This window comes from Streptomyces sp. enrichment culture (assembly GCF_964272855.1).
Lineage (GTDB): Bacteria > Actinomycetota > Actinomycetes > Streptomycetales > Streptomycetaceae > Streptomyces.
Genome location: NZ_OZ186847.1, coordinates 2,198,716 through 2,224,069, shown reverse-complemented (window position 1 = coordinate 2,224,069; position 25,354 = coordinate 2,198,716). Strand labels below are relative to the sequence as shown.

Sequence of the window (25,354 nt, the reverse complement as noted above, 5' to 3'; positions counted from 1 at the left end):
TCGCCGTAGGGTCGACGCTGCGTCGGCAGGAGTGACCGGAAGACAATGAGGCCATGGCACGCGGCAAGCTTCGGATCTACCTCGGTGCGGCACCGGGCGTCGGCAAGACGTACGCGATGCTGTCCGAGGCGCACCGCCGGGTGGAGCGGGGCACCGACTGCGTGGTCGCCTTCGTGGAGCACCACGGCCGGCCGCGCACCGAGGTGATGCTGCACGGCCTGGAGCAGCTTCCGCGCCGGGAGCTGGCGTACCGCGGCGGGCTGTTCACCGAGATGGACGTGGACGCGGTGCTGGCCCGCGGCCCGCGGGTGGCCCTCGTGGACGAGCTGGCGCACACCAACGTGCCGGGCTCCCGCAACGCCAAGCGCTGGCAGGATGTGGAGGAACTGCTCGCGGCCGGCATCGACGTGATATCGACCGTCAACATCCAGCACCTGGAGTCACTGGGTGATGTGGTCGAGTCGATCACCGGTGTGCGGCAGCGGGAGACGGTGCCGGACGAGGTGGTGCGCCGGGCCGACCAGATCGAGCTGGTCGACATGTCGCCGCAGGCGCTGCGCCGCCGTATGGCGCACGGGAACATCTACCAGCCGGACAAGGTCGACGCGGCCCTGTCCAACTACTTCCGGCCGGGCAATCTCACCGCCCTGCGCGAGCTGGCGCTGCTGTGGGTGGCGGACCGGGTCGACGCGTACCTGAACGAGTACCGCAGCGAGCACCGGGTGTCGGCGATCTGGGGCTCCCGGGAGCGGATCGTGGTGGGGCTGACCGGCGGCCCCGAGGGGCGGACGCTGATCCGGCGGGCGGCCCGGCTGGCGGAGAAGGGCGCCGGCGGCGAGGTGCTGGCCGTCTACATAGCGCGCAGCGACGGGCTGACCGCCGCCTCGCCGAAGGAACTGGCGATGCAGCGCACGCTGGTCGAGGACCTGGGCGGAACGTTCCATCACGTCGTCGGCGACGACATACCGGCGGCGCTGCTCGACTTCGCGCGCGGGGTGAACGCCACCCAGATCGTGCTGGGGTCCTCGCGGCGCAAGAGCTGGCAGTACGTCTTCGGACCCGGCGTCGGCGCCACCGTCGCCCGCGACTCCGGGCCCGACCTCGACGTGCACATCGTCACCCACGGCGAGGTGGCCAAGGGGCGCGGACTGCCGGGGCCGCGGCGCGCGCGGCTGGGCCGGGCCCGGATCGTCTGGGGCTGGCTGGTGGGGCTGGCGGGACCGGCCCTGCTGGCGTTGCTGCTCAGCGGCGTGCACCTCGGGCTCGCCAACGACATGCTGCTGTTCCTGGCACTGACGGTGGCGGCGGCGCTGCTCGGCGGGCTCTTCCCGGCGCTCGCCTCGGCGGCCTTCGGCTCGTTCCTGCTGAACTACTTCTACACACCGCCGCTGCACCGGCTGACCATCAGCGACCCGAAGAACATCGTCGCCCTGGCGATCTTCGTGGGCGTCGCGGTGTCGGTGGCCTCGGTGGTGGACCTCGCGGCCCGCCGCACCCAGCAGGCGGCCCGGCTGCGCGCCGAGTCCGAGATCCTGTCCTTCCTCGCGGGGAACGTGCTGCGCGGCGAGACCAGCCTGGAGGCGCTGCTGGAGCGGGTCCGCGAGACGTTCGGCATGGACTCCGCCGCTCTCCTCGAACGCCAGAGCGACATCGACCCGTGGACCTGCGTCGGCCGGGCCGGCGTCGGCGGAGCCGTGCACCGGCCCGAGGACGCCGACGTGGACATGCCGGTCGGCGACCACATGGCGCTCGCGCTGACCGGCCGCGTGCTGCCCGCCGAGGACCGCCGGGTGCTGGCCGCGTTCGCCGCCCAGGCCGCCGTCGTGCTGGACCGCCAGCGCCTGCGACAGGAGGCCGACCGGGCCAAGGAACTGGCCGAGGGCAACCGCATCCGCACGGCGCTGCTGGCCGCCGTCAGCCACGATCTGCGCACCCCGCTCGCCGGGATCAAGGCCGCCGTGTCCTCGCTGCGGTCCGACGACGTGGAGTGGTCCGAGGAGGACCGCGCGGAGCTGCTGCAGGGCATCGAGGACGGCGCCGACCGGCTCGCCCACCTCGTCGGCAACCTCCTGGACATGTCCCGCCTCCAGACCGGGACGGTCACGCCGATCATCCGCGACACCGACCTCGACGAGGTGGTCCCGATGGCGCTGGGCGGGGTTCCCGAGGACAGCGTCGAACTGGACGTCCCCGAGTCGCTGCCCATCGTCGCCGTCGACGCCGGGCTGCTGGAGCGGGCGGTCGCCAACCTGGTCGAGAACGCCGTCAAGTACAGCCCGGACGGCACGCCCGTCCTGGTTTCGGGGAGCGCCATCGCCGACCGGGTCGAGCTGCGGATCGTCGACCGCGGCCCCGGAGTGCCCGACGAGGCCAAGGAGCGGATCTTCGCGCCCTTCCAGCGGTACGGCGACGCCCCGCGCGGTGCCGGGGTGGGGCTCGGCCTCGCGGTCGCCCGCGGCTTCGCCGAGTCCATGGGCGGCACTCTGCGGGCCGAGGACACCCCCGGCGGTGGTCTGACCATGGTGCTGAGTCTCCGCGCCGCAGGCACGCGTCCAGGGCCCCTCCGCGCCGCGGAACGCCCCGGTCGCCCCGGTCCCCCTCCTCCCGCAGAACCAGAAAGGCAGGTCTCATGGTGAGCCCGGCTGGGGCCGCACCCCGCACGGCCACGAGGGTGCTCGTGGTCGACGACGAGCCGCAGATCGTCCGCGCGCTCGTCATCAACCTCAAGGCGCGCAGATACGAGGTCGACGCCGCCCACGACGGCGCCGGTGCCCTCGAACTGGCCGCCGTCCGCCACCCCGACGTGGTCGTCCTCGACCTGGGCCTGCCCGACATGGACGGCGTCGAGGTGATCAAGGGACTGCGCGGCTGGACCCGGGTGCCGATCATCGTGCTGTCCGCGCGGCACTCCTCCGACGAGAAGGTCGAGGCGCTGGACGCGGGCGCCGACGACTACGTCACCAAGCCGTTCGGCATGGACGAGCTGCTGGCCCGGCTGCGGGCCGCGGTCCGCCGGGCCGAGCCCACCGGGGGCGGCGAGGGCGACGCGGTGGTGGTGACCGAGGAGTTCACCGTCGACCTCGCCGCGAAGAAGGTCCACCGCGACGGGAGCGACGTACGGCTCACTCCCACCGAGTGGCATCTGCTGGAGGTGCTGGTGCGCAACAGCGGCCGCCTGGTCAGCCAGAAACAGCTGCTCCAGGAGGTGTGGGGGCCGTCCTACGGCACCGAGACCAACTACCTGCGGGTGTACATGGCGCAGCTGCGGCGGAAGCTGGAGGCTGATCCGTCACATCCGAAGCACTTCGTCACCGAGGCCGGCATGGGGTACCGGTTCGAGAAATGACCAGGCCGGGCCGGGGAAGAGCGCCGTGGCCCGGGTGGGGTGGTGACAGCCTGCGGTTGCGGGACTGCGGGAACGGGGCTACGACGGTGTCGGTGGGCCCCGGTACGCTTCAAGCATGAGTGCTGTTCCTCGTTCCGAAAAGCCGGCGGGCCGGTTCCGGCGCATGCTCGACCGGCTCTCCTCGTCGCAGGAGGACCTGGAGTCCGAGGAGCTGCGAGAGGACGCGGACACCACGGGCTGCACCCGCATCGGCGACTGCCACGACCGGCAGATCGTGACCGTTACTGGTACCTTGCGCACGGTCACCCTGCGGCCGCGCGCGGGCGTACCGGCCCTGGAGGCCGAACTGTTCGACGGCTCCGCCGCGCTGGACGTGGTGTGGCTCGGCAGGCGCTCCATCACCGGGATAGAACCGGGGCGCAAGCTGATCGCGTCGGGCCGGATCTCGATGAGCCGGGGCCGGCGGGTGCTGTTCAACCCCAAGTACGAACTGAGACCCCTCGGACGGGAGTAGCCGGTGACGTCGCTCGACAAGCCGACCGAAGACGACGCCCCTCAGGATTCGAGGGCGGTGACGGAGGCCGCGCTCTTCGAGGCGTTCGGCGGTGTGCGGGGCACGGTCGAGACGGTCCTGCCCGGGCTGCTCTTCGTCACGATCTACACCATCAACAAGGACCTCCACCTGTCGGCGATCGCCGCGCTGGGCGTGTCCCTGCTGCTGGTCGTGGTCCGCCTCGTCATGCGGGACACCGTCAAGCACGCGTTCAGCGGTGTCTTCGGCGTCGCCTTCGGTGTCGTCTTCGCGATGATGACCGGCAACGCCAAGGACTTCTATCTGCCCGGCATGCTCTACACGCTGGGCCTCGCGCTGGCGTACATCATCACGGCGATCGCCGGTGTGCCGCTGATCGGCCTCATTCTCGGGCCGGTCTTCAAGGAGAACCTCTCCTGGCGCAAGCGCAACCCCGGCCGCAAGAAGGCGTACACCAAGGCCAGCTGGGCCTGGGGGCTCATCCTGCTCGCCAAGTGCGCGATCCTCTTCCCGCTGTACTGGTGGGCCGACACCACCCAGCTCGGGTGGGTGCTGGTCACGCTGAAGATCCCGCCGTTCCTGCTGGCCGTATGGCTGACCTGGGCCTTCCTCGCCAAGGCGCCACCGCCGATCGACGTGTTCGCCGAGATGGAGGCGGAAGAGGCGGCCGAGAAGGAGCGGGAGGCGGCGCGGAGGTCGGCGTCGGCCGACCAGCCGTGACGAAGGAGTCGGCCGACCAGCCGTAACGAAGGAATCGGCCGACCAGAACGAAGGAAAGGGCGCCCGGAGAGATCCGGGCGCCCTTTCTTCCGTACTGCCCGCGGCCGTCAGGCCGTCGTGTCGTCCCGCCGCACCGACAGCAGGTCCTCCAGCTGCTCCTCGCGCGCCTGGGCGGCGACGAACAGCAGCTCGTCGCCCGCCTCCAGGGAGTCCTCCTGGGAGGGGGTCAGGACGCGGGTGCCGCGGATGATCGTGACCAGGGAGGTGTCCTCCGGCCACTCGACGTCGCCGACCTGGGTGCCGGCCAGGGCCGACTCCTCCGGCAGGGTCAGCTCGACGAGGTTCGCGTCGCCGTGGCTGAAGCGCAGCAGCCGGACCAGGTCGCCGACGCTCACCGCCTCCTCCACCAGGGCCGACATCAGGCGCGGTGTGGAGACGGCGACATCCACACCCCAGGCCTCGTTGAACAGCCACTCGTTCTTGGGGTTGTTCACCCGGGCGACGACGCGCGGAACGCCGTACTCCGTCTTCGCCAGCAGCGAGACGACCAGGTTCACCTTGTCGTCGCCGGTCGCGGCGATGACGACGTTGCAGCGCTGGAGCGCGGCCTCGTCCAGGGAGGTGATCTCGCAGGCGTCGGCGAGCAGCCACTCCGCCTGCGGAACGCGCTCGACCGAGATCGCGGTCGGCGCCTTGTCGATGAGCAGGACCTCGTGGCCGTTCTCCAGCAGCTCGCCCGCGATCGAGCGGCCCACCGCACCGGCACCGGCAATGGCGACCCTCATCAGTGACCGCTCTCCTTCTCGGGGCCCTGGGCGAACGCCGCCTCGACCTTCTCGACCTCGTCCGAGCGCATCATCACATGCACCAGGTCACCCTCCTGCAGCACCGTCTGCGACGTGGGCAGGATCGCCTCGCCGAGCCGGGTCAGGAACGCCACGCGGACGCCCGTCTCCTCCTGGAGCCTGCTGATCTTGTGCCCGACCCAGGCGGCGGAGGCGTGCACCTCGGCCAGCTGGACCCCGCCGGTGGGATCCCGCCACAGCGGCTCGGAACCGGACGGCAGCAGCCGGCGCAGCATCTGGTCTGCCGTCCAGCGGACCGTGGCCACGGTCGGGATGCCCAGGCGCTGGTAGACCTCGGCGCGGCGGGGGTCGTAGATGCGCGCCGCGACGTTCTCCACACCGAACATCTCGCGGGCCACCCGCGCGGCGATGATGTTGGAGTTGTCGCCGCTGGAGACGGCGGCGAAGGCGCCGGCCTCCTCGATGCCCGCCTCGCGCAGGGTGTCCTGGTCGAAGCCGACCCCGGTGACCCGGCGGCCACCGAACGAGGAGCCCAGGCGTCGGAAGGCGGTGGGGTCCTGGTCGATCACGGCGACCGTGTGCCCCTGTTGCTCCAGGGTCTGGGCGAGAGCGGAACCCACTCTGCCGCAGCCCATGATGACGATGTGCACGACCGTCCTTCCGATGTCAAGAGTTGTCGAACCTGGCTTGAACAGGGTCTCAGACCGCGGACCAAGCTACACACGCGCGGTCCGCGGACGGCACCCCCTGTGCCCGGTCCGTACCGAGGTCAGCGGCGGCTGATGCTGCAGACGCTGACCAGGGTGAGGATCGCGAGGCCGATGAGGGTGGCGGTGGCGCCGATCAGCTCCGCTGTGCTGGACATGGGTCCTCCGGTGACCGTCAAGAAATCGTTAGGGTTTTCGGGGCGATGAACACGTGATGACGACGACGTGGGCGGGCGTTTTGTCATATAGACATGGATGACGCCCCGTCCGTTGCAGGTGGAGCGTGCCTCCGTCCGATTTCACTCGGGGGGCAGACGAGGGTGGCGGGTGGGCGGCTCCCTGTTCGAAGGCTTACGATCCTCTGTTGTGTCCAAACTGACCGACGTGCCCAAACGGATCCTGATCGGGCGCGCACTGCGCAGCGACCGGCTGGGCGAAACGCTCCTGCCGAAGCGCATCGCACTTCCCGTCTTCGCCTCCGACCCGCTGTCCTCCGTCGCGTACGCGCCGGGGGAGGTGTTGCTGGTCCTGTCCATCGCGGGCGTGTCGGCCTACCACTTCAGCCCCTGGATCGCGCTCGCGGTCGTCGTCCTCATGTTCACGGTCGTCGCCTCCTACCGGCAGAACGTGCACGCGTACCCGAGCGGCGGCGGCGACTACGAGGTGGCCACCACCAACCTCGGCCCCAAGGCCGGCCTCACCGTCGCGAGCGCGCTGCTCGTCGACTACGTCCTCACCGTCGCCGTCTCGATCTCCTCCGGCATCGAGAACCTCGGCTCCGCGATCCCCTTCGTCGTCGAGCACAAGGTGTTCTGCGCGATGGCCGTGATCCTGCTGCTGACGCTGATGAACCTGCGCGGCGTGAAGGAGTCCGGCTCGCTCTTCGCGATTCCGACGTACGTCTTCGTCGCGGGCGTCTTCGTCATGATCGTGTGGGGCGCGTTCCGCGGGCTGGTCCTGGACGAGACCATGCGGGCGCCCACGGCGGGGTACGAGATCAAGGCGGAGCACGAGGGACTGGCCGGATTCGCCCTGGTCTTCCTGCTGCTGCGCGCCTTCTCCTCCGGCTGTGCCGCGCTCACCGGCGTCGAGGCCATCTCCAACGGCGTCCCGGCCTTCCGCAAGCCCAAGTCGAAGAACGCGGCGAACACGCTGGCGCTGATGGGCCTGCTCGCCGTCACCATGTTCTGCGGGATCATCGGCCTGGCCATGGTCTCAAACGTCCGGATGGCCGAGAACCCGGCCCACGACCTGTACGACAACGGCGTCCCGGTCGGCGCGGACTACGTCCAGCACCCGGTGATCTCCCAGGTCGCCGAGGCCGTCTTCGGTGCCGGCAGCTTCCTGTTCATCGTGCTCGCCGCAGCCACCGCGCTGGTGCTGTTCCTGGCCGCCAACACGGCGTACAACGGCTTCCCGGTGCTGGGCTCGATCCTCGCCCAGGACCGCTACCTCCCCCGGCAGCTGCACACCCGCGGCGACCGGCTCGCCTTCTCCAACGGCATCGTGCTGCTGGCCGGAGCGGCGGCGCTGCTGGTGTGGATCTACGAGGCCGACTCCACGCGCCTGATCCAGCTCTACATCGTCGGCGTGTTCGTCTCCTTCACGCTCAGCCAGACCGGCATGGTCCGCCACTGGAACCGCCACCTGGCCGTCGAGAAGGACCAGGGCAAGCGCCGGCACATGATCCGCTCCCGGGCGATCAACGCCTTCGGCGCGTTCTTCACCTTCGTGGTCCTGGTCGTCGTCCTCGTCACCAAGTTCAGCCACGGCGCCTGGGTCGCCCTGCTCGGCATGGTGATCTTCTACGGCACGATGACGGCGATCCGCCGCCACTACGACCACGTCGCCAAGGAACTCGCCGCCCCCGACGGCCCCAGCGACGACAGTGTCCGCCCGTCCCGCGTCCACTCCGTCGTCCTGGTCTCCAAGATCCACCGGCCCGCCCTGCGCGCCCTCGCCTACGCGAAGCTGCTGCGCACGGACACCCTGGAGGCGCTCAGCGTCAACGTGGACCCGGCCGAGACCAAGGCGCTGCGCGAGGAGTGGGAGCGGCGCGGGATCGACGTACCCCTGAAGGTGCTGGACTCGCCGTACCGCGAGATCACCCGGCCGGTCATCGAGTACGTCAAGAGCCTGCGCCGCGAGTCGCCGCGGGACGCGGTGTCCGTGATCATCCCCGAGTACGTCGTCGGCCACTGGTACGAGCATCTGCTGCACAACCAGAGCGCCCTTCGCCTCAAGGGCAGGCTGCTGTTCACGCCGGGCGTGATGGTGACCTCGGTGCCGTACCAGCTCGCCTCCTCCGAGGCGGCGAAGCAGCGCGCCCGCAAGCGGTCGGAATGGAACGCGCCGGGTTCGGTGCGGCGCGGTCCCGCGCAGGAGCGGGCGAAGGAGTCCAGCACGCGGGAATGACTCGGCCGGGGACGACGTAGACTGGTGGGCTGTTGTCCGGTCCTGGACAGGCCCGTCAGCCGGCCGTCCCCGTTCCCGATCCCGAATCTGGAGTCACCCCGCCATGCAGGCAGAACCGAAGAAAACGCAGGCGGGGTCGCTGGTCGGCGAGGAGTACGAGGTCGAGATCGGGCCCGTCGCCCACGGCGGCCACTGCATCGCCCGCACCGACGCCGGCCAGGTCCTCTTCGTCCGGCACGCGCTGCCCGGCGAGCGGGTCGTGGCACGGGTGACGGAGGGCGAGGAAGGCGCTCGCTTCCTGCGCGCCGACGCCGTCGAGATCCTCGACCCGTCCAAGGACCGCATCGAGGCCCCCTGCCCCTTCGCCGGCCCCGGCCGCTGCGGCGGCTGCGACTGGCAGCACGCCAAGCCCGGCGCCCAGCGCCGGATGAAGGGCGAGGTCGTCGCCGAACAGCTGAAGCGGCTCGCGGGCCTCACGCCCGAGGAGGCCGGCTGGGACGGCACGGTGATGCCGGCCGAGGGCGACAAGCTGCCCGCCGGACAGGTGCCGCAGTGGCGGACGCGAGTGCAGTACGCCGTGGACGCCGAGGGCCACGCGGGTCTGCGCAAGCACCGCTCGCACGAGGTCGAGCGCATCGACCACTGCATGATCGCCGCGGAGGGCGTCAGCGAGCTGGGCATCGAGAAGCGCGACTGGACCGGCATGGAATCGGTGGAAGCCATCGCCGCCACGGGCTCCCAGGACCGCCAGGTCATCCTGACCCCGAAGCCCGGCGCCCGGCTGCCGATCGTCGAACTCGACCGGCCGGTCTCCGTCATGCGCGTCGGGGAGAAGGACGGCGGCGTCCACCGCGTCCACGGCCGCCCCTTCGTCCGCGAGCGCGCGGACGGCCGTACCCACCGCGTCGGCAGCGGCGGCTTCTGGCAGGTCCACCCGAAGGCGGCGGACACCCTCGTCACCGCCGTCATGCAGGGCCTGCTGCCCCGCAAGGGCGAGACGGCGCTGGACCTGTACTGCGGCGTCGGCCTCTTCGCCGGCGCCCTCGCCGACCGGCTCGGCGAGCAGGGCGCGGTCCTCGGCATCGAGTCCGGCAAGCGCGCGGTCGAGGACGCCCGCCACAACCTGGCCGACTTCCCGCGCGTCCGCATCGAACAGGGCAAGGTCGAGAGCGTCCTGCCGAGGACCGGCATCACCGAGGTCGACCTCATCGTCCTCGACCCGCCGCGCGCGGGCGCGGGCCGCAAGACCGTCTCCCACCTGACGTCCCTCGGCGCCCGGCGGATCGCCTACGTGGCCTGCGATCCGGCGGCGCTGGCCCGGGACATCGCGTACTTCCGGGACGGGGGGTACCGGGTGCGGACGCTGCGGGTGTTCGATCTGTTTCCGATGACGCATCACGTTGAGTGTGTCGCGATCCTAGAACCGGCCGCGAAGGGCTCCTGAGCTGCGGTTTTGCGTGTGCGCATTATGTGTGGCGCGGGCGTTACGGGCGATATCGTGACGCTGAAATGACGCTCGCGACGCTCATTTGACGCTCGTTCTGATGGGGCGTCAGATGGATGATCGTGCAGGTCGTGCTGGGTGGGAGGCATGCTCCCGAGGGCTGGCTTTGCGGGATCTTGAAGGAAGATCGGCCGGGACGTGTGGCGGAGTGGGCGCTCAGCAGGTGGGACCGTAGGGGCTCCAGTGCCCGAGGAATGGCCTGAGGTCGTCGGCTCGCGGTTCGGGGACGTCGGGCAACCGGGGTGGTGAGCTCAGCGGGTCGAGGCGCTCGACAGTGGCTGCTGCCCAGCTGATCCATGCGTCGGCTTCGGTCCTGGCCTGGTCCGGCGGCAGGGCCCCGACGCGCGTGCGTACGGCGCCCACGTACTCCGTCAGTCGAGTGGCCTGGCGCCAAGCCGCTTCCTGCGCCTCGAAGTGCCTGACGCGGTATGCCTCGGCATACTGGGCGCGAGCTTCTGCCATGGCGGCTTTCCAGCGGATGCGCTTCTGGGGCCGGGCCGGACGGTGCCGTGGCTGCGACCACCGTCCGGCCCGGAGTGTGCGGGTCTGGTGCTTTCAGGCCGCCTGCTCGTGCTCGCAGGCGTCGTCGACGCCGTACGTCTCCCAGGCAGGGAAGTCGTCGTCGGCGGGGACGGTCTCGCCCGGTGCCAGCAGGCAGGCATCGAGCGCCGCGCGGAGGGCGTCGGTGCGCAGGCCGGTGCCGATGAAGACGAGTTCCTGGCCTTGCGTGGTCTCCGGGCCGCGGGTGCCGGACGGTTCGAACCGGGCGACGGCGCCGGCCTGGGACCACAGTCCGGTCACCCGGGGCCGGCTGGCGAGCCAGAAGAAGCCCTTGGAGCGCAGGACCCGTCCGAACGTGCCGCTGTCAAGGCCCGTGGTGACGAAGGTCCACAGCCGTCCGGGGTGGAAGGGCAGTTCGGAGCGGAAGACGAGCGAGGAGATGCCGTACTCCTCGGTCTCGGGCACGTGGTCGCCGTTGAGTTCCTTCACCCAGCCGGGGGCCTGCTGGGCCTTCTCGACGTCGAACAGGCCAGTCCCCACGATGTGTTCGAGGGGGATCTGTCCGCGCACGGCGGGGACGATACGGGCTGCCGGGTTCAGCCGGGACAGGGTGGCGCGGAGCCGGCGCGCCTCGTCCGGCCCGATCAGGTCGAGCTTGTTGAGCACGATGACGTCGGCGAACTCGACCTGGTCCATGAGGAGGTCGCTGACGGTGCGCTCGTCGTCCTCGTACTGATCCAGGCCGCGGGCGGCGAGTTCGTCGCCGCCTCCGAGTTCCGTAAGGAAGTTCGCGGCGTCGACGACTGTGACCATCGTGTCCAGGCGGGCGAGGTCGCCGAGGGTGGCGCCGTCGTCCCGGGGGAAGAAGAAGGTGGCGGCGACGGGCATGGGCTCGGAGATGCCGCTGGACTCGATGATCAGGTAGTCGAAGCGGCCCTCGCGGGCGAGCCGGTCGACCTCCTCCAGGAGGTCGTCGCGCAGGGTGCAACAGATGCACCCGTTGGTCATCTCGACCAGCCGCTCCTCGGTACGGGACAGGGCCGCCTCGCCGCCGCGCACGAGGGCGGCGTCGATGTTGACCTCGCTCATGTCGTTGACGATGACCGCGACGCGCAGCCCTTCGCGGTTGCCGAGGACATGGTTGAGCAGCGTGGTCTTGCCGGCGCCGAGGAACCCGGAGAGCACCGTGACTGGCAGGCGGTCGGTGGGCGTCATGCGCGTTCAGCCCTCAGGGTGGATGAGGCCGCGCTCGTACGCCTTCACCAGGCGCTGCGGGACCCGGTACACGACGCCGTCGACCGTGATCGGCACCAGCTGGGGCGTGGTCGCCTTCCACTGGGCGCGGCGGTGGCGGGTGTTGCTGCGGGACATCTTCCGCTTGGGGACGGCCATCGTGAGACTCCTCGGTCGGTAGTGGCCCCTAGAGGCTATATGGAAATGGATGTCATTCTCAATCTGGCTCTGCGTGGCTGAAGAGTGGGTCGTGCCACCCGCTCCAGGCCGTGCGGCCCAGCGACAGCTCGGCATCGGTGATCAGCGCACCGTCCAGTGCGACCGTGATGCGTTCGACGTCGAGACCGTGGCCGGTGAATCTGGTCTCGTTGCGCCGCTCGCCGCAGTAGTCGTCCCAGAGCCAGCAGGAGAGCGTGCGGCGCTGCGCGGAGGCGGCTTCCCAGGCGCCGGTGTCGGACTCCTCCAGCCAACGGTCGGCCTCGCGGACATCGAGGTGGGTGCCTGCCGACCGGCGACACAGTCGCCGTGTACGAGCACCACCGCATCCCCGCCGACGGCCATGTGGTCGGCGGCGAGGCCCTGGTGGACCAGGCCGCCGTCACCGACGAGGCCCTGCCGGTATACGCACGCGAGGGCGCCCACGTCCACGCCGGCACCATCGTCACCTCCGGCTCGCTGACCGTCCGCGCCGACTTCGTCGGCCGCGACACGACGGTCGGCCGGATCATCACGCGGGTCGAGGAGGCCCAGGCCGACCGGGCCCCCATCCAGACGGTCGCCGCCCGCCTCACCCAGCGCTTCGTCCCCGTCTCCTTCGCCCTGGCCGCCGTCACGTACGCGGTCACCCGCGATGCGCGCCGGGCGATGACGATGCTGCTCATCGCCTGCCCCTGCGCCGCCGGCCTGGCCACCCCGACCGCTATCAGCGCCGCCGGCCTGGCCGCCCCGACCGCTATCAGCGCCGCCATCGGCAACGGCGCCCGCCGCGGCACCCTCATCAAGGGCGGCACCCACCTCGAAGGCATCGGCCGGGTCACCGCCGTTGTCTACGACAAGACCGGCACCCTGACCTTCGGCAAGCCCCTGGTCACCAGCGTCGTCACCCTCAGCGAACGCTTCGGCGCCTACGAGGTGCTGAGCCTGGCAGCCTCCGGCGAACTCCACGCCCGCCACCCGCTGGCCCAGGCCATCGTCGCCCACACCGAGGAACAGCACCTGCACGTCCCCCTCCACCAGGCGTGCGAGGTCGTCCTCGGCATGGGCATGCGCGTCGAACTCGACGGCACCCGGCTCCTCGTCGGCAGCCCCACCCTGCTGCGCCGGCACGGCATCGAGCTCACCGACGCCGCCCAGGACTGGACCGACCACCTCCGCCGCGGCGGCGAGACCGTCATCTGCGTGGCCCACGACGCCGACCTCATCGGCCTCCTCGGTGTCTCCGACGCCGTACGCGCGGGCGCCGACACCGTCATACAGCAGCTGCGCGACCTCGGCGTCTCCCGGCTCGTCCAGCTCACCGGCGACGCACCGGAAACCGCCCAGGTCGTCGCCGACGCACTCGGCATCACCGAGCTCCACCCCCACGCCCTGCCCGAGGCCAAACTCCAGCTGATCGCACTCTCCAGGCCGAGGGTCACACCGTCGCGATGGTCGGCGACGGCACCAACGACGCCCCGGCCCTCGCCCTGGCCGACGTCGGCATCACGATGGGCGAACGCTCCTCGCACGTGGCCCTGGAGACCGTCGACCTCGCCCTCGCCGGCAACGACCTGCGTCAGGTCCCCGCGGTCGTCGAGCTCAGCCGCCACAGCCTGCGCGTCGTACGGCAGAACTACGGCCTCGCCATCGGAGTCAACCTGCTCGGCCTTGTCGCGGGCGCCGGCGGCTCCATGGACCCGGTACTCGCCGCCCTGCTCCACGACACCAGCAGCATCGCCGTCGTCGGCAACTCCGCCCGCCTGGTCAACCACACATCCCACCTGCCGCACATGAGCGACGAGTTCCTGCACGCGGCACCCCTGGAGGAGCGCCGCGTGCGCTGACTCATGCCCCGCAGCCGGATTCCGCCCACCGGCCGCCGATACGTCCGGATAGAGCTTCCCGCAGAGGCTGCGGGCCTCTGAGTAAGGGGTCGCAGGGCTACAGCTGCCGCGCCACTCGGCGGGCGAGATCCTGCGCGGGGGACTCCCTCAGATCTTCTCTGCCGTCACATGGGGGTGGTCGGCGGTGAGGATGGTGATGTCCTCGACGTCGGACGTCAGGATGGTGACGCGGCCCGGCTGGGCGAGGGCTGTTGCGCAGAGCATGGCGTCGATGGCGTACTTGTGGCCGTGCAGCCCGGCCGCGCGTAGCAGGGTGGAGGCGGATTGGGCGAGGGCCTGAGTGACGGGCTCGACCCGCAGCCGGGACAGCGTCCACTTCAGGGCGACGTCGTTGATCCGGGGGTGGATCACCTCGACGAGGACCGCGGCGGAGGTGGTCACCGGAAGGTCGGCGTCGCGGGCGGCGGTGAGCCACTCATGGACCTCGCGGTCCCGCTGCACAGCCTTGGCCAGGCCCTCGCTGTCCAGAATGAGCGCGCCGCTCACGCGGCCGCCCCGGCATCCGAGGAGGTGCCGCCGGTGAGCTTGGCCCGCTTGGCGGCGACGGCCTCGGGATCGACGGGGCCGTGGAGCTTGTCGAAGTCGGCGATCAGCTCGTCCAGGTTGTCGCGCTCGATCTGCCGCTGCGCGGCCTTCTCCAGGTAAGCGGACACGCCCCGCTTGCCGACCCGCTCACGGATCGCTTGCAGGGTGCCGGCGGTCAGGGAGACGGAGATGCCGCTGGTGGGGCCGTCGCCAGGAGGGAAGTCGGTGTCTTCGTCAGGCATGACACGAGTATGGCATTTGGAATGCTATTCGGCGAGAACTTTGCTGCGATCGGGGCTCGGGCTGCCTCGACGCACTCCTGGGTGCGTCGAAAGCTCGCGCGCAGCGCACGTAATGCCCGTTATGCACATTGATCTCGAGTCCGTTTTGCGTCTCGCGAGCCTCTGACCTGCGGGTGTGCCCTCAGTGGGTCGCTCGACCACTTTCCGGCGATGCAACAGGTGGAGTGATTGAGCAGCCCCAAGATGAGGGACTGACCTGGGCTTTTCGGTTGTGGGGCAATCAGGCCTCCGTCGTCGCCAACACGGTGTCGAAGAATTCTTGGCGCTCGGGTGACGCTCGTTCCAAGAACCGCCCGGACTTCGCCGTCGGGCGGAAGGGCTGGGCGCGGTTCGTCCGGTACGCCGCCGGAAGCTGAAGCGGGTCCCGGCGGTCGCGCTGTTGCGGAACCACCGGGGCCACCGGCACGCCGGATCAGTTGGCCAGGGCCATGCGCTCGACGTAGGCGACCTTCACAGACTTGATGTCGGACAGCTCGCGGCCGTCTTCGAGGGTGGTGTACTCGTCGAACTCGCTCTCGTCGGCGTCGGTCTTGCCGGGGGCCAGGTGGGTCGAGCCGATGTAGGTCTGGCCGACGTAGTCGCCGTCCTCGTCGAAGGCGTTGAGGATGACGGAGTAGTTGGCGGGTTCGTCCCCCTTGTTGGTGATCTTGTAGATGAACTCGTAGACCTCGTCCTCCGAGTCGCTGTAGTCGCAGTCGTTGTAGGCGAACTCGTCGGTGTCGTCGCAGTCCTCGCTGTCGCTGTACGAGTCGCTGTCGTCGGTGACGAGCTTGCCGCCGGAGATCTCGACGTGGTCGATCGGGTCGCCGTCGCGGGTCAGTGCCCACCAGGTGATGCCGCCACCCGCGAGCAGGAGCGCGGCGGCGCCGGCGATAAGGGCACGCTTACGTCGACGGCCCGGTGAGGTGGCGCTCCAGGGCCCGGGGGTCGTGGGCGGTGCCGGGGGCATCGGGGGGAGCGAGGACCCCACGAGTTCTGGCTCGGAGATGGTGGGCTGGGGTTCCGGCTGCTGGGGTGCCTTGTCGTTCAACTTGTTCTGCCTTGTCATGAGGATTGGACGGACTCGGGCGGGCGGATGCGGAGGCCGGTTCCGGCCAGAAGCAGCAGCGCGGCGAGTACGGAGAGGGCGCAGGCGGCCCCGAACATGTCGGACTTCTCGTCCGCGAACATGCCGGCGGCGGCGAGCGCGAGGAACACCCCGGTGGTTTGCCAGCCGATTCCGGAGGGCATCGGGCCTGGCGTGTGGCGCCGCCTGCGGGGGACCCACAGGCGGAGAAGCTCCGTCGTGGTAGCAAGGGCGACCAGCCGGGACGAGATCATCAGCCCGACAGGAGCGGTGTTGTCGGCGAGTTCGCCCACGCCGCCGACGGTGGTGAAGCCGAAGTAGAGGATCGGCAGCAGCCAGCCGAGGCCGGCGCGGTCCCTGAGGGTGGGGGCGGGAGCCGCGTCGGTCTTGTCGGCGAGGCCGACCGGTGAGCGGGGAGAGGGGATCGCGGGGAGGGTGGGGACGTCGGGGATCGGCCGGAGTGCGCGGCGCTGGGCGCGGCGGATGCGCAGGCCGGCGTCGCCGTAGCGGTCCATGTGGGCGGAGAGTTCCGACTGGAGGGCGAGGAGTTGTTCCGCCATCGCGTCGAACTCGGCCCGGCGCTCCGCGGCGAGGCGGGCGGCATCGCGTTCGGTGGTGGCGAGGCGCTCGAGGGTCTCGGCGTGGAGCTGCCCGGCCTCGCTGCGGGCGGTATCGGCCGCGCGGGCGGTCTTGGTCAATTCCTCGCGGAGCCGGGCGCGTTCCGCCTCGGTGATCTCGGAGATACGGTGACGTTCGTCCGGGGGGAGTGTGCGTGGGGCACGGGTTTCGGCGCGGGCGAGGGCGGCCCGCCGCCACTCCATCAGGGGGCGGCTGCGGTGCTGGCCGATGCCGTTGATGTGGACCCGGTGCCCGTCCGTGCGGTGGATGTAGAGGACGTCGCCACCCTTGCCGTTGGGTGCCTTGTCCCATGTCACATGGGTGAAGTCGGCGGCGGTGCTGATTCCCTGGGCGGCGAGGTCGCGGATCAGGCCGGTACCGAGGCCGTTGAGCTCGCTCACGGTGAGAGGCGTGTTCCTGAGCCTCCGCTCGATGAACTCACGGCGCAGGACGGCAAGGGCCTGTGCCTCTTGCTGCTCACGCTTGCCGTCAAGGCTGCTCAAGTCGTGTGTGAGGGACCGCTCTTGCCGCGCCTGCTGTTCATCGATGCGGTGCAGCGTCTCAGTGTGGGTGGTCTCCGCCCGCTTGCGGTGGCTCGCCTCCCGGTTCAGCCGACGGCGGTCGGCCACCTCGAAGGCGCCGCGCTTGCTCAGAAGGCGGCGGAGGGCACGTATGGGCTCGATGGTGCGGCGGCGCTGGGCGCGTATCTCTGCCGGGGATTGCGGGAGGGGGGTGCTGCCGTCCCGCGTCGGGGTGGTGCGGTTGATCAAAGTCAAGCCCCCGGGGTCTCTTCGGGACTGTCGTTGCTCTCAGCCATGACCCTGCCGCCGACAAAAGCCACACCCAAGGCGACTGCGGCGCCACCGAGTACCAGCACTTTCCTCAACGCTCCATCCGGGAATCGCTTGTTCTCGCTGAAAGTGAGTGGTGGGCGGCGTGACGATCGGACAGTGGGCTGGGCGGGGGTGTCCGGCCTGAGAGCCGCCGGCTGCTGGCTCAGCTTCCGGCGTTTGGGCGAACGGCGTCGCGCCCGAGCAGACCTTCGTGCGGAACGCGGACAGGCTTGGGCTCGGGCAGGTCGCGCAGGCCCGTCTGCGGGTGAGCTGGCCCGGCTGGGCCTGCCCGTTCAGGACGTACGCGTGCATGTAGACGTGGACTCCCCGGATGTGGAAAAGGTTGCACCAGTCCGTGGAGAAAATGTGTCACCGTGCATCGGTTGGGTGCGGGCACTTTCTGATGCCGCCGAGCCGGAGGTACCGGAAGACGCCGGGGACTTCGCCGTCGCCGTGGACGCGGCTCTTGCCGTTCTCGATGAGGACCGGTTCTCGCGGCGCCCGGCTGAGCACCGACTGCTCAAGGCGGAGGGCGCTCTGGGGGGACTTCGTCGGGGCGCGACAGGCGCCGCGTTGGTACTCCGCTTCGGTCAGGGCGACTTCGGGCCGGAGACTCAGGAGATGCGGGATTACCAAGTCAGCGGAAGTGGAGGAGCTCACCGACGAGGAGAGAATGGAGATCTTCTCCACCGGTGAGGCCCTGGCCGAGGCACCGATGGAGGAATTCCTGCTGCGGCACGTCCCGGACCCCGAGAGCAGCACGTGCGCGCAGAACTTTCGCGAATCGATGCTGCTGGGCTACGGGGTGGGCAACGACCGGGCGAAACAGCAGGGAAGCGGCTCGGAGACGGGCTGAGGTCGGCGGCCGAGGGCACGTAAGGATGCGGATAGTGATCAGTCGTAGGTCGGTACGCGTTGGACTCCTTGCCACGGCCGTGACCGGCTTGTTGGGTCTCGCGACCGCCGGTTGTGGCGGGGACGGAGACGAGGAGCCGGCCGACAAGGCCTTGGCGGGAACGCAAGTGTGCGGTGGTGACGCCGTGTCCGCCCAGGCGTCCAAGGCACTCAAGGTGATCATGGGGACGTCGCGGTTCGGGACGACGGCGGAGAAGTCCACCGTCGCGCAGGCCGCTACGAACCTGGTCGCTGCGTTTCCGGCCGCCACCGGCGGGCGCGACGACGTCTGTCGCATCTACACGGCCGGCGGTAAGGCGGATTTCGCGATCCGAGTCACCTGGCGGCTGTATGGCGACTCCCCGACGGAAGCGCCGGCCCCGGAATTCACCATGCTGAACATGGGGGAGCGCACCCTGGCGGCGGCGAACAGGGCGTCGGTCCGGTTCGCGTGCCGGAGCGATAAGTTCTCCAACTCCATGAATGAGGCGGCTCACGTCGGCATCGGCGTGGAACGCTGGGGCACGCCGACGGAGCCTGAAGGTGACACCGAGGCGTTGAAGGACGCCTATGCGACCGTGGCTCATTCCTTCTCGCTGGCCATGGCCAAGGAACTGGGCTGTGAGAAGAACGGCGGGCTCCCGGAGAAGCCGGTGCTGGATCCCGCGTAGCCGTCGGCGTATGCGGAATCGACTGTGATCAGGCGGCCGTTCCTCTGCCCGGAGGAGGCCGTGGCCGCCCACGGATCGCGTTCCGCGTTCAAGGGCACCGAGCTGCACCGTCGGCGGAGCGGGCATGGCGGATGGTGGCGGGTACTAGAGTGGCTCCGTTGACGAGGGGGGCTCGTCGGGTGTCTGCGAGGGGGTCGCGGGCTGGACACGCCTGGGGGGTACATGACGCATCCGTGCGGTCTTCGGGGGCAGACGCTGTCTGCCGGACAGTCGTCCCGTGTGCCGAAGGGCGGGCCGTACCAGTGAACCTGCCCGAACGCATAGGCCCTTACCGGCCGACCCGGCACCTCGGCAGCGGCGGCATGGGTACCGTCTACCTCGCGACCGACGCGGACGGCGGGCTCCCCCTCGCCGTGAAGGTCCTGCACCGGGACTTCGCCGATGACCCCGCTCACCGGGCGCGCTTCCGTCGCGAGACCGCCATGCTCCGCAAAGTCACCGGCCCCTATCTGGTTCCGCTGGTCGACGCCGACCCGGACGCCCCGCTGCCCTGGCTGGCGACCGCCTACATCCACGGCAACACCTTGCAGCAGCACGTCCGGGACGCCGGGCCCATACGCTCGGACAATCTGCTGACCTTCGCGGCGGCCGTCGCCCACGCGCTCGCCTGCATCCATGGCGCCGGGGTCGCCCACCGGGACCTCAAACCGACGAACGTGCTCCTGGCGGCCGACGGACCCCGCGTCGTCGACTTCGGCATCGCCCACCACCTGGACGGCACCGCCATCACCGCGACGTCGGTGACCACCGGAACTCCCGGCTGGATGGCACCGGAGCAACTCACGGACGGCACCACCCTCCCGGCCGGCGACATCTTCGCGTGGGGCCTGCTGGTTGCCTACGCCGCTGCCGCCTCTCACCCCTTCGGCGCACTCACGGGCATCACCCACCGCATCGTCAGCGCTGCGCCCTCGCTGCAGGGCGTCCCCGACGGGCTGCTGGCCCTGGTCCGCGAAGCCCTGCACAAGGAGCCCGACCGGCGTCCGAGCGCGGCGGAGCTGGCCGAACGGACGGCCGCCGCGTACGGGCCGACGGGTACCGCCGTGTTCCCCACCATGGCCTACACGCGGCCCCTGGATCGCGGACCAGGGCGGCTCGGTACCGACACCGACGTCACCGTGCCGCCGGACCGCGCGCGTTGGAAGGTTCCGCTACCCGACGAGGAGCCTGCCGACGAGCAACCGCCCGCTCCGCGGGCGCCATGGGAGGAACGCGCACGCGCTCGTCCGGAGAGCCCCGGAAAGCGGACGTCATCCACGGCTGCGGAGGACATGCGGCCGGTACCACCCGCCCCCACCTCCCCGCCGCCTCCCACCCCTGGCTCCGCGCCCGTCGGACGCCGTACGCGACGCCGGGTCGTCTCCTACACGCTGGCCGCCGCCGTGATCGTGGGCGCCGCCGCCGGGGGTGTCGCGGCCGGCATGACGGCCGGCAACAACGACGGAGAAGTCGCTGAGGGGCAGTCCGACGCCAGTACGACAGCCGAGCCCGAGCGAGAGACGCCAAGTCCGGACGCGACCACCGCGGCTCCCCTCGTGGGCGCCTCGCCGGACGCGGAGGAGGCTGTTGCCGAGCAGGAGCCGGACCCGGTTTCCCTCTTCGGGGGCCTGCACGTCACCCTTCCCGCCGACTCCGAGCTGGAGTTGGAGACGGGGGACGAGGTCACGGACTCCGGATTCGCCTGGGAGGAGACGCAGGCGACGACGACCGTGGCGACCAGCGCCGACTTCTCTCTGCACGGTGACCCCGACAAAGGCGTACGGATCCTTTACTCCCCGCATCTGACGTTGGATCAGATCCGCGAGGGGCAGCTGGATTCCGGTGCCATGTGGTCCGTGGAGAGCGAGGACGGCATGAGTTTCACCGACGAGTCGGTGATCTCCGTCAAGGAGCGGCCACTGACCGGCATCGGCGGCGAGAGGGCCATGAACTGGACCTTCGATACCGATGTACTCCCCGATTACGACGGCTCACGCAAGAGCACCCACCGCGTGTGGTGGCTTCCGCACAGCAAATACGTCCTCTACACGTACGGGAAGCACGACAGGGCCACGGAGGCGGAAGTGGACGAGCTGATCGCGGGGATCGGCTTCGAGGCCACGAAGATGCCACGCGACTGCGCGGACGCCGTTGTCGCCCTGGACAAGGCGGCCGCGAGCGGTGAGCCGGGTGACGATCACGGCGCCCTCGCCAACTGCTTCGATGCCGCCGTGAACGGTGCCGAACAGCTCGATCCAGGAACCGTGGACACCGAGAGCGAGGCCGTGTGCGTCGCACTGGCCGATGCCTACGGCCGATGGGGGTACGGTACCGACCTCAGCTACGACGAGGCGAAGACCTACAAGGAACTGCGCCCGTCGTGCGACGTCCCCGGGGCCGTCGGCAATCCGCGCCTGCCGGACTGGACGCTCTGACGCTGCGGCAGATCGGATTCGGGTCGTACGGTCCTACCGGGGTGCGGTTGCGTGCCCCAGCGGTCGGTGATGCCACTTCTTGTCCAGCCCCCTTCGACATCGGCCTCCTCTTGAGCTGCGCAAGGTGTGGCTCGGAGGACCGGGGCGATCTCAGCACCACGTTCGCTTCAGCGCTGTTCCGAGTGTCGACGCAGTGCCATGCGCCAGTGCGTGAAGAGCCCTTCGGGCGGGGGCGCCGGCCGGTCCAGGTTGAAGAGGACCTGCCGGTAGAGCGGGTGCGGCCGGTCACCGCCGTGGGCGGTGACCAGTGCAGACAGCAGTGGCCTGTCGCCCGGTGTTTCGCGGTCCGCCTCGACCAGTAGCGTTACGCGGGCTCCTCCTCCGAAATGTTTCGAGGTCGGAAGCGATACTTGCGAGAGGTCTTGACGCCGTTTACTGGTTCCCTATCCTTCAGTTGATCGATATTGCGGCCGGTGTTCGATATGACGAACGTGTCGAGCCCGCACGTGGTTGTGTCATGAACTCGTCAAAAACTCCGCTGCACACCGCACTGCACCGACAGTCCGGACAGCCTCTGACGAGGCCAACCGGAAACGCCTTCTCAAGGTTGAGGAAGATTCCATGCACAGAGGAAGTTTCAGTCGTCGGCATCCGTCCGCGGTGCTCGCCGCCGTGGTTGCGGCCCTGGCCGCGTTGGCGGCGTTACTCGGCGCCGCCCCGGCTCAGGCGGCTGCCAGTGGCGCCTTGCGCGGTGTCGGTTCGAACCGGTGTCTCGATGTGCCGGGCGCCAGCCAGGCCGACGGCACGTACCTGCAGATCTACGACTGCTGGGGCGGGACCAACCAGCAGTGGACGCTGACGGACGCCAACCAGCTGACCGTGTACGGCAACAAGTGCCTGGACGTTCCGGGCCATGCCACCACGGCCGGTACCCGGGTGCAGATCTGGACCTGTTCCGGTGGTGCGAACCAGCAGTGGCGGGTGAACTCCGACGGCACGGTCGTCGGCGTGCAGTCCGGGCTGTGCCTGGAGGTCGCGGGCGCCGGTACGGCCAACGGCACGGCGGTGCAGATCGGAACGTGCAGCGGCGGCAGCAACCAGAAGTGGAGCGGTCTGCCCGCGACGCCGCCGACGGACGGCACATGTTCTCTTCCGTCGACGTACCGGTGGACATCGACGGGTGTCCTGGCGCAGCCGGCGAACGGGTGGGACGCGGTGAAGGACTTCACCACCGTGACGCACAACGGCAAGCACCTTGTCTACGCGTCCAACTTCTCGGGATCGTCGTACGGCTCGATGATGTTCAGTCCCTTCACGAACTGGTCGGACATGGCGTCGGCCGGCCAGACCGGGATGAGCCAGGCCGCGGTGGCGCCCACGCTGTTCTACTTCGCGCCCAAGAACATCTGGGTGCTGGCGTACCAGTGGGGTGCGTGGCCCTTCATCTATCGCACGTCGAGCGACCCCACCAACCCCAACGGCTGGTCCGCGCCGCAGCCGCTGTTCACCGGCAGCATCTCCGGCTCCGACACCGGCCCGATCGACCAGACCCTGATCGCCGACGGCCAGAACATGTACCTGTTCTTCGCCGGTGACAACGGCAAGATCTACCGGGCGAGCATGCCGATCGGGAACTTCCCGGGCAACTTCGGATCGTCGTACACGACGATCATGAGCGACACGAAGGCCAACCTGTTCGAGGGCGTACAGGTGTACAAGGTTCAGGGCCGGAACCAGTACCTCATGATCGTCGAGGCGATGGGCGCGAACGGGCGCTACTTCCGCTCCTTCACCGCCTCCAGTCTGAACGGCTCGTGGACCCCGCAGGCCGCCAGCGAGAGCAACCCCTTCGCGGGCAAGGCCAACAGCGGTGCCACCTGGACCAACGACATCAGCCACGGTGACCTGGTCCGCAACAACCCCGACCAGACCATGACCATCGACCCGTGCAACCTGCAGTTCCTCTACCAGGGCAAATCCCCCACCGCGGGTGGCGACTACAACCGGCTGCCGTGGCGCCCGGGCGTCCTCACCCTGCAGCGCTGACCCTCCCGGCGTGGGCGGTTCCACCCGCTGACCGACACTCACCGCTTTGCGGAACCCGGAGGTGCGATGCTCGGGGTGAGGGGCTGTGACCCCGCCCCTCACCCCAAGGACGTGCCCCTCAGGGCGGAGTACGGAGAGTGCCACGGTGATCGGGACGGAGTTCCGCAGCGAGGATGTCCCCGCCGACGAGCGGTTCGACCGCTGGCGGGAGTTGATCGGTCACAGTCGCGCGAACGACACCACCAGTCCCCATGCCGCCGACTTCCGGGCGGAATTACGTGTCATGGAGCTGGGACCGGTGACCGTATGGCGGACGTCGTTCTCGCCCGCGCGCTTCCGGCGGAGCTCGCGGAGGATCCGCCGACACGACCCCGAGCTCTACCACCTGTCATTGCTGACCGACGGCGAGCTGACGCTGGACCAGGAGCGCGGGGGGACAGCCACGGTCGGCCCCGGCGGTCTCCTCGTGGACTCCAGCTGGCAGGCGTGCGCGTCACAGGCGTACGCCCCCGGCCCGACGGCCGACGGCAGGCCCGGCGTCGTCGCCGGTGTGGGCGTGGACCTGCCCAGAACCCTGCTCCCGCTGCCCACAGACCAGGTCGAGCGGCTTCTGGGGCGAGGGCTGCTGGTGCGGAAGGGCTCAGGAGCGCTCCTGGCGGACTTCCTCACCGGTCTCGACCGGCAGGCCGGTGCCCTCCGGCCGGCCGACGCGCCCCGCCTGGGCGCGGTCACACTGGAGCTGGTCTCCGCCTTCTTCGCCCACGCCCTGGGCGCCGAGGCCGCCCTGTCGCCGGAAACCCGGCACCAGGTGCTGGCCAAGCGCGTCCGGACCTTCATCCAGCAGCATCTTGCCGACCCGGAGCTGACCCCGGGAACGATCGCCGCCGCGCACCATGTCAGCCTGAGCCACCTGCACCGCGTCTTCGGTGAGCAGTCCCCGGGCGAGACGGTCGCCGCCTGGATTCGCTCGCAGCGACTGGAGAGGATCCGCGCCGACCTGGCGGACCCCTCGCTGCGCTCCAGACCCATCCATGTGATCGCCGCCCGGTGGGGTATGCCCAGCGCCTCTCACTTCACCCGCGCCTTCCGAGCCGCGTACGGGCTCTCACCACGCGACTACCGACAGGGTGTCCAGGCTGTCGCCGCTCGCATCAGCTCCGCGGTACGGGGATCGGCCGGGAAGAACGTCTCGATGGCGATCTCGTCGAGCGTGACGTCCCGCGGGGAACCGAACACCGTTGTCGTGTAGAGCAGCGCGAGTTCCCCGTACTCGCTCGCCAGCCGCAGGGGAACCACCAGGTCGTCCGCCGGACCGGCGACGGAATCGACGGACGCTCCGGCGGCGTCCGCCGTCGGGGCGGGGTAACCCTCCAGCTCGGCGAGGAGTTCGGCGAGGCCGTCGGCCGCCGTCCGCTCCAGCTGGCGACGGATCCGGCGCAGCACATGGGCCCGCCACTGGGCGAGATTCCGGATGCGTCCCGCCAGGCCGTCGGGGTGCAGCGTCGCCTTGAGGACGTTGAACGGCTGCTCCGCGCTCCCGCCCGTGCCGCCGAGGAACAGCTCCGCGGCACGATTGGCGGCCACCAGCTCCCAGCGCACGTTCACCGCGAGTGCCGGGTGCGGCTCGAGCCCGGTGAGGACGGCGTCGACGGCCGCGCGCGCCGCGCCCAGGTCGGCGAGGTCACGCTCGGTGTGGACCGGTGCGAAACCTCCGGCCAGATAGAGCGCGTTGCGTTCCCGCAGCGGCACCTCCAGCTCGTCGCACAGGCGCCCGATCATGTCCCGGCTGGGATTCGCGCGTCCCGTCTCGATGCAGCTCAGGTGCCGGGTGGAGAGTTCCGCGGCGAGCGACACGTCGAGCTGGGAGCGCCGTCGGCGCTCGCGCCAGCGCCGCAACAGCGCTCCGACCGGTTCCGTGGTGCTCGTCGTCATGCCCCCCAGGTTTCCCGGCCGCGCGAACGACGGCAATGACCTCGCAGGTCATCGACACTCCGCTTCGGCACCCCGCACAGTCGTGAACCGGGGCACACCACCGCACGGTGACGCCCCGTCGCGATGA

General features: G+C 70.0%; 20 protein-coding genes and 1 pseudogene. 12 read left to right on the top strand and 9 right to left on the bottom strand.

The features are described from left to right. Positions 1-53 precede the first annotated feature (53 nt). The 4 genes from ACSU6L_RS09430 (at position 54) to ACSU6L_RS09415 (ending at position 4,598) form a co-directional block, all read left to right on the top strand. Complete coding sequence (locus ACSU6L_RS09430; RefSeq protein ID WP_437055446.1) at positions 54-2,636, top strand: ATP-binding protein; 2,583 nt, start codon at positions 54-56, stop codon at positions 2,634-2,636. Then, positions 2,630-3,346, top strand: coding sequence for a response regulator (locus ACSU6L_RS09425; RefSeq protein ID WP_437055444.1), 717 nt, complete (start codon positions 2,630-2,632; stop codon positions 3,344-3,346). The genes ACSU6L_RS09430 and ACSU6L_RS09425 overlap by 7 nt, the downstream gene beginning before the upstream one ends. A gap of 115 nt (positions 3,347-3,461) precedes the next feature. Continuing rightward, positions 3,462-3,860: an OB-fold nucleic acid binding domain-containing protein gene (locus ACSU6L_RS09420; protein ID WP_437055442.1), complete on the top strand. Its 399-nt coding sequence runs from the start codon at positions 3,462-3,464 to the stop codon at positions 3,858-3,860. Positions 3,861-3,863: 3 nt separating this feature from the next. After that, positions 3,864-4,598 (top strand): DUF3159 domain-containing protein, encoded by a 735-nt coding sequence (locus ACSU6L_RS09415; protein WP_437055440.1) that lies wholly within the window; start codon positions 3,864-3,866, stop codon positions 4,596-4,598. A 107-nt stretch (positions 4,599-4,705) separates the two neighbouring features. Here ACSU6L_RS09415 and ACSU6L_RS09410 read toward each other — a convergent pair whose 3' ends face one another. Both ACSU6L_RS09410 and ACSU6L_RS09405 read right to left on the bottom strand, forming a co-directional pair. Continuing rightward, on the bottom strand, positions 4,706-5,383 hold the full coding sequence (locus ACSU6L_RS09410) for a potassium channel family protein (RefSeq protein ID WP_437055438.1): 678 nt from the start codon (positions 5,381-5,383) through the stop codon (positions 4,706-4,708). After that, on the bottom strand, positions 5,383-6,054 hold the full coding sequence (locus tag ACSU6L_RS09405; protein WP_437055436.1) for a potassium channel family protein: 672 nt from the start codon (positions 6,052-6,054) through the stop codon (positions 5,383-5,385). Before ACSU6L_RS09405 ends, ACSU6L_RS09410 begins: the two co-directional genes overlap by 1 nt. A 423-nt stretch (positions 6,055-6,477) precedes the next feature. Between ACSU6L_RS09405 and ACSU6L_RS09400 the strand changes: the two genes are divergently transcribed. Both ACSU6L_RS09400 and ACSU6L_RS09395 read left to right on the top strand, forming a co-directional pair. Next, positions 6,478-8,526 carry an APC family permease gene (locus ACSU6L_RS09400; RefSeq protein ID WP_437055434.1) on the top strand — a complete coding sequence of 683 codons (2,049 nt, stop codon included), beginning with the start codon at positions 6,478-6,480 and terminating at the stop codon, positions 8,524-8,526. A 103-nt stretch (positions 8,527-8,629) separates the two neighbouring features. Then, entirely contained in the window at positions 8,630-9,970 is a 1,341-nt protein-coding gene (locus ACSU6L_RS09395; protein WP_437055432.1) for a class I SAM-dependent RNA methyltransferase, read from the top strand. A 615-nt stretch (positions 9,971-10,585) separates the two neighbouring features. Here ACSU6L_RS09395 and ACSU6L_RS09390 read toward each other — a convergent pair. Both ACSU6L_RS09390 and rpmF read right to left on the bottom strand, forming a co-directional pair. Then, the gene (locus tag ACSU6L_RS09390; protein WP_437055430.1) at positions 10,586-11,746 is read right to left on the bottom strand and encodes a GTP-binding protein; all 1,161 of its coding nucleotides are present in this window, start codon (positions 11,744-11,746) and stop codon (positions 10,586-10,588) included. 6 nt (positions 11,747-11,752) lie between these two features. After that, the gene (gene rpmF / locus ACSU6L_RS09385) at positions 11,753-11,923 is read right to left on the bottom strand and encodes a 50S ribosomal protein L32 (RefSeq protein WP_437055428.1); all 171 of its coding nucleotides are present in this window, start codon (positions 11,921-11,923) and stop codon (positions 11,753-11,755) included. A gap of 366 nt (positions 11,924-12,289) precedes the next feature. Here rpmF and ACSU6L_RS09380 point away from each other — a divergent pair, with 366 nt between their 5' ends. Continuing rightward, positions 12,290-13,756, top strand: a complete 1,467-nt coding sequence (locus tag ACSU6L_RS09380) for an HAD-IC family P-type ATPase (protein WP_437055426.1) — start codon at positions 12,290-12,292, stop codon at positions 13,754-13,756. Between the two features lie 197 nt (positions 13,757-13,953). Here the strand turns inward: ACSU6L_RS09380 and ACSU6L_RS09375 are convergent, their stop codons facing one another. The 4 genes from ACSU6L_RS09375 to ACSU6L_RS09360 form a co-directional block, all read right to left on the bottom strand. Continuing rightward, on the bottom strand, positions 13,954-14,352 hold the full coding sequence (locus tag ACSU6L_RS09375) for a PIN domain-containing protein (RefSeq protein ID WP_437055424.1): 399 nt from the start codon (positions 14,350-14,352) through the stop codon (positions 13,954-13,956). Continuing rightward, positions 14,349-14,633 (bottom strand): hypothetical protein, encoded by a 285-nt coding sequence (locus tag ACSU6L_RS09370; RefSeq protein WP_437055422.1) that lies wholly within the window; start codon positions 14,631-14,633, stop codon positions 14,349-14,351. The genes ACSU6L_RS09375 and ACSU6L_RS09370 overlap by 4 nt, the downstream gene beginning before the upstream one ends. A gap of 472 nt (positions 14,634-15,105) precedes the next feature. Continuing rightward, positions 15,106-15,741 (bottom strand): FxLYD domain-containing protein, encoded by a 636-nt coding sequence (locus ACSU6L_RS09365; protein WP_437055420.1) that lies wholly within the window; start codon positions 15,739-15,741, stop codon positions 15,106-15,108. Next, positions 15,738-17,153: a hypothetical protein gene (locus ACSU6L_RS09360; protein ID WP_437055418.1), complete on the bottom strand. Its 1,416-nt coding sequence runs from the start codon at positions 17,151-17,153 to the stop codon at positions 15,738-15,740. Before ACSU6L_RS09360 ends, ACSU6L_RS09365 begins: the two co-directional genes overlap by 4 nt. Positions 17,154-17,856: 703 nt before the next feature. On the opposite strand from ACSU6L_RS09360, the gene ACSU6L_RS09355 reads away from it, so the two are divergent. The 5 genes from ACSU6L_RS09355 (at position 17,857) to ACSU6L_RS09335 (ending at position 24,544) form a co-directional block, all read left to right on the top strand. Beyond that, positions 17,857-18,066, top strand: coding sequence for a hypothetical protein (locus ACSU6L_RS09355; RefSeq protein WP_437055416.1), 210 nt, complete (start codon positions 17,857-17,859; stop codon positions 18,064-18,066). A 25-nt stretch (positions 18,067-18,091) separates the two neighbouring features. After that, positions 18,092-18,775, top strand: coding sequence for a hypothetical protein (locus ACSU6L_RS09350; protein ID WP_437055414.1), 684 nt, complete (start codon positions 18,092-18,094; stop codon positions 18,773-18,775). Positions 18,776-19,077: 302 nt separating this feature from the next. Further along, entirely contained in the window at positions 19,078-21,249 is a 2,172-nt protein-coding gene (locus ACSU6L_RS09345; protein ID WP_437055412.1) for a serine/threonine protein kinase, read from the top strand. A 621-nt stretch (positions 21,250-21,870) separates the two neighbouring features. After that, entirely contained in the window at positions 21,871-23,295 is a 1,425-nt protein-coding gene (locus ACSU6L_RS09340) for a non-reducing end alpha-L-arabinofuranosidase family hydrolase (protein WP_437055410.1), read from the top strand. A gap of 145 nt (positions 23,296-23,440) precedes the next feature. Beyond that, positions 23,441-24,544 (top strand): AraC family transcriptional regulator, encoded by a 1,104-nt coding sequence (locus tag ACSU6L_RS09335; RefSeq protein ID WP_437055408.1) that lies wholly within the window; start codon positions 23,441-23,443, stop codon positions 24,542-24,544. Here ACSU6L_RS09335 and ACSU6L_RS09330 read toward each other — a convergent pair. Beyond that, positions 24,502-25,227, bottom strand: a pseudogene (locus ACSU6L_RS09330) (helix-turn-helix domain-containing protein); the annotation flags it as partial. The gene ACSU6L_RS09335 and the pseudogene ACSU6L_RS09330 overlap by 43 nt on opposite strands. Positions 25,228-25,354 lie beyond the last annotated feature (127 nt).

Excerpts from the sequence above, each read along its gene's own strand:
- ACSU6L_RS09370 (WP_437055422.1), bottom strand. The coding sequence starts at position 14,633 with ATGCCTGACGAAGACACCGACTTCCCTCCTGGCGACGGCCCCACCAGC.
- ACSU6L_RS09350 (WP_437055414.1), top strand. The coding sequence starts at position 18,092 with ATGCGGATAGTGATCAGTCGTAGGTCGGTACGCGTTGGACTCCTTGCC.
- ACSU6L_RS09425 (WP_437055444.1), top strand. The coding sequence starts at position 2,630 with ATGGTGAGCCCGGCTGGGGCCGCACCCCGCACGGCCACGAGGGTGCTC.
- ACSU6L_RS09340 (WP_437055410.1), top strand. The coding sequence starts at position 21,871 with ATGCACAGAGGAAGTTTCAGTCGTCGGCATCCGTCCGCGGTGCTCGCC.
- ACSU6L_RS09410 (WP_437055438.1), bottom strand. The coding sequence starts at position 5,383 with ATGAGGGTCGCCATTGCCGGTGCCGGTGCGGTGGGCCGCTCGATCGCG.
- ACSU6L_RS09430 (WP_437055446.1), top strand. The coding sequence starts at position 54 with ATGGCACGCGGCAAGCTTCGGATCTACCTCGGTGCGGCACCGGGCGTC.
- rpmF (WP_437055428.1), bottom strand. The coding sequence starts at position 11,923 with ATGGCCGTCCCCAAGCGGAAGATGTCCCGCAGCAACACCCGCCACCGC.
- ACSU6L_RS09365 (WP_437055420.1), bottom strand. The coding sequence starts at position 15,741 with ATGACAAGGCAGAACAAGTTGAACGACAAGGCACCCCAGCAGCCGGAA.
- ACSU6L_RS09390 (WP_437055430.1), bottom strand. The coding sequence starts at position 11,746 with ATGACGCCCACCGACCGCCTGCCAGTCACGGTGCTCTCCGGGTTCCTC.
- ACSU6L_RS09395 (WP_437055432.1), top strand. The coding sequence starts at position 8,630 with ATGCAGGCAGAACCGAAGAAAACGCAGGCGGGGTCGCTGGTCGGCGAG.
- ACSU6L_RS09420 (WP_437055442.1), top strand. The coding sequence starts at position 3,462 with ATGAGTGCTGTTCCTCGTTCCGAAAAGCCGGCGGGCCGGTTCCGGCGC.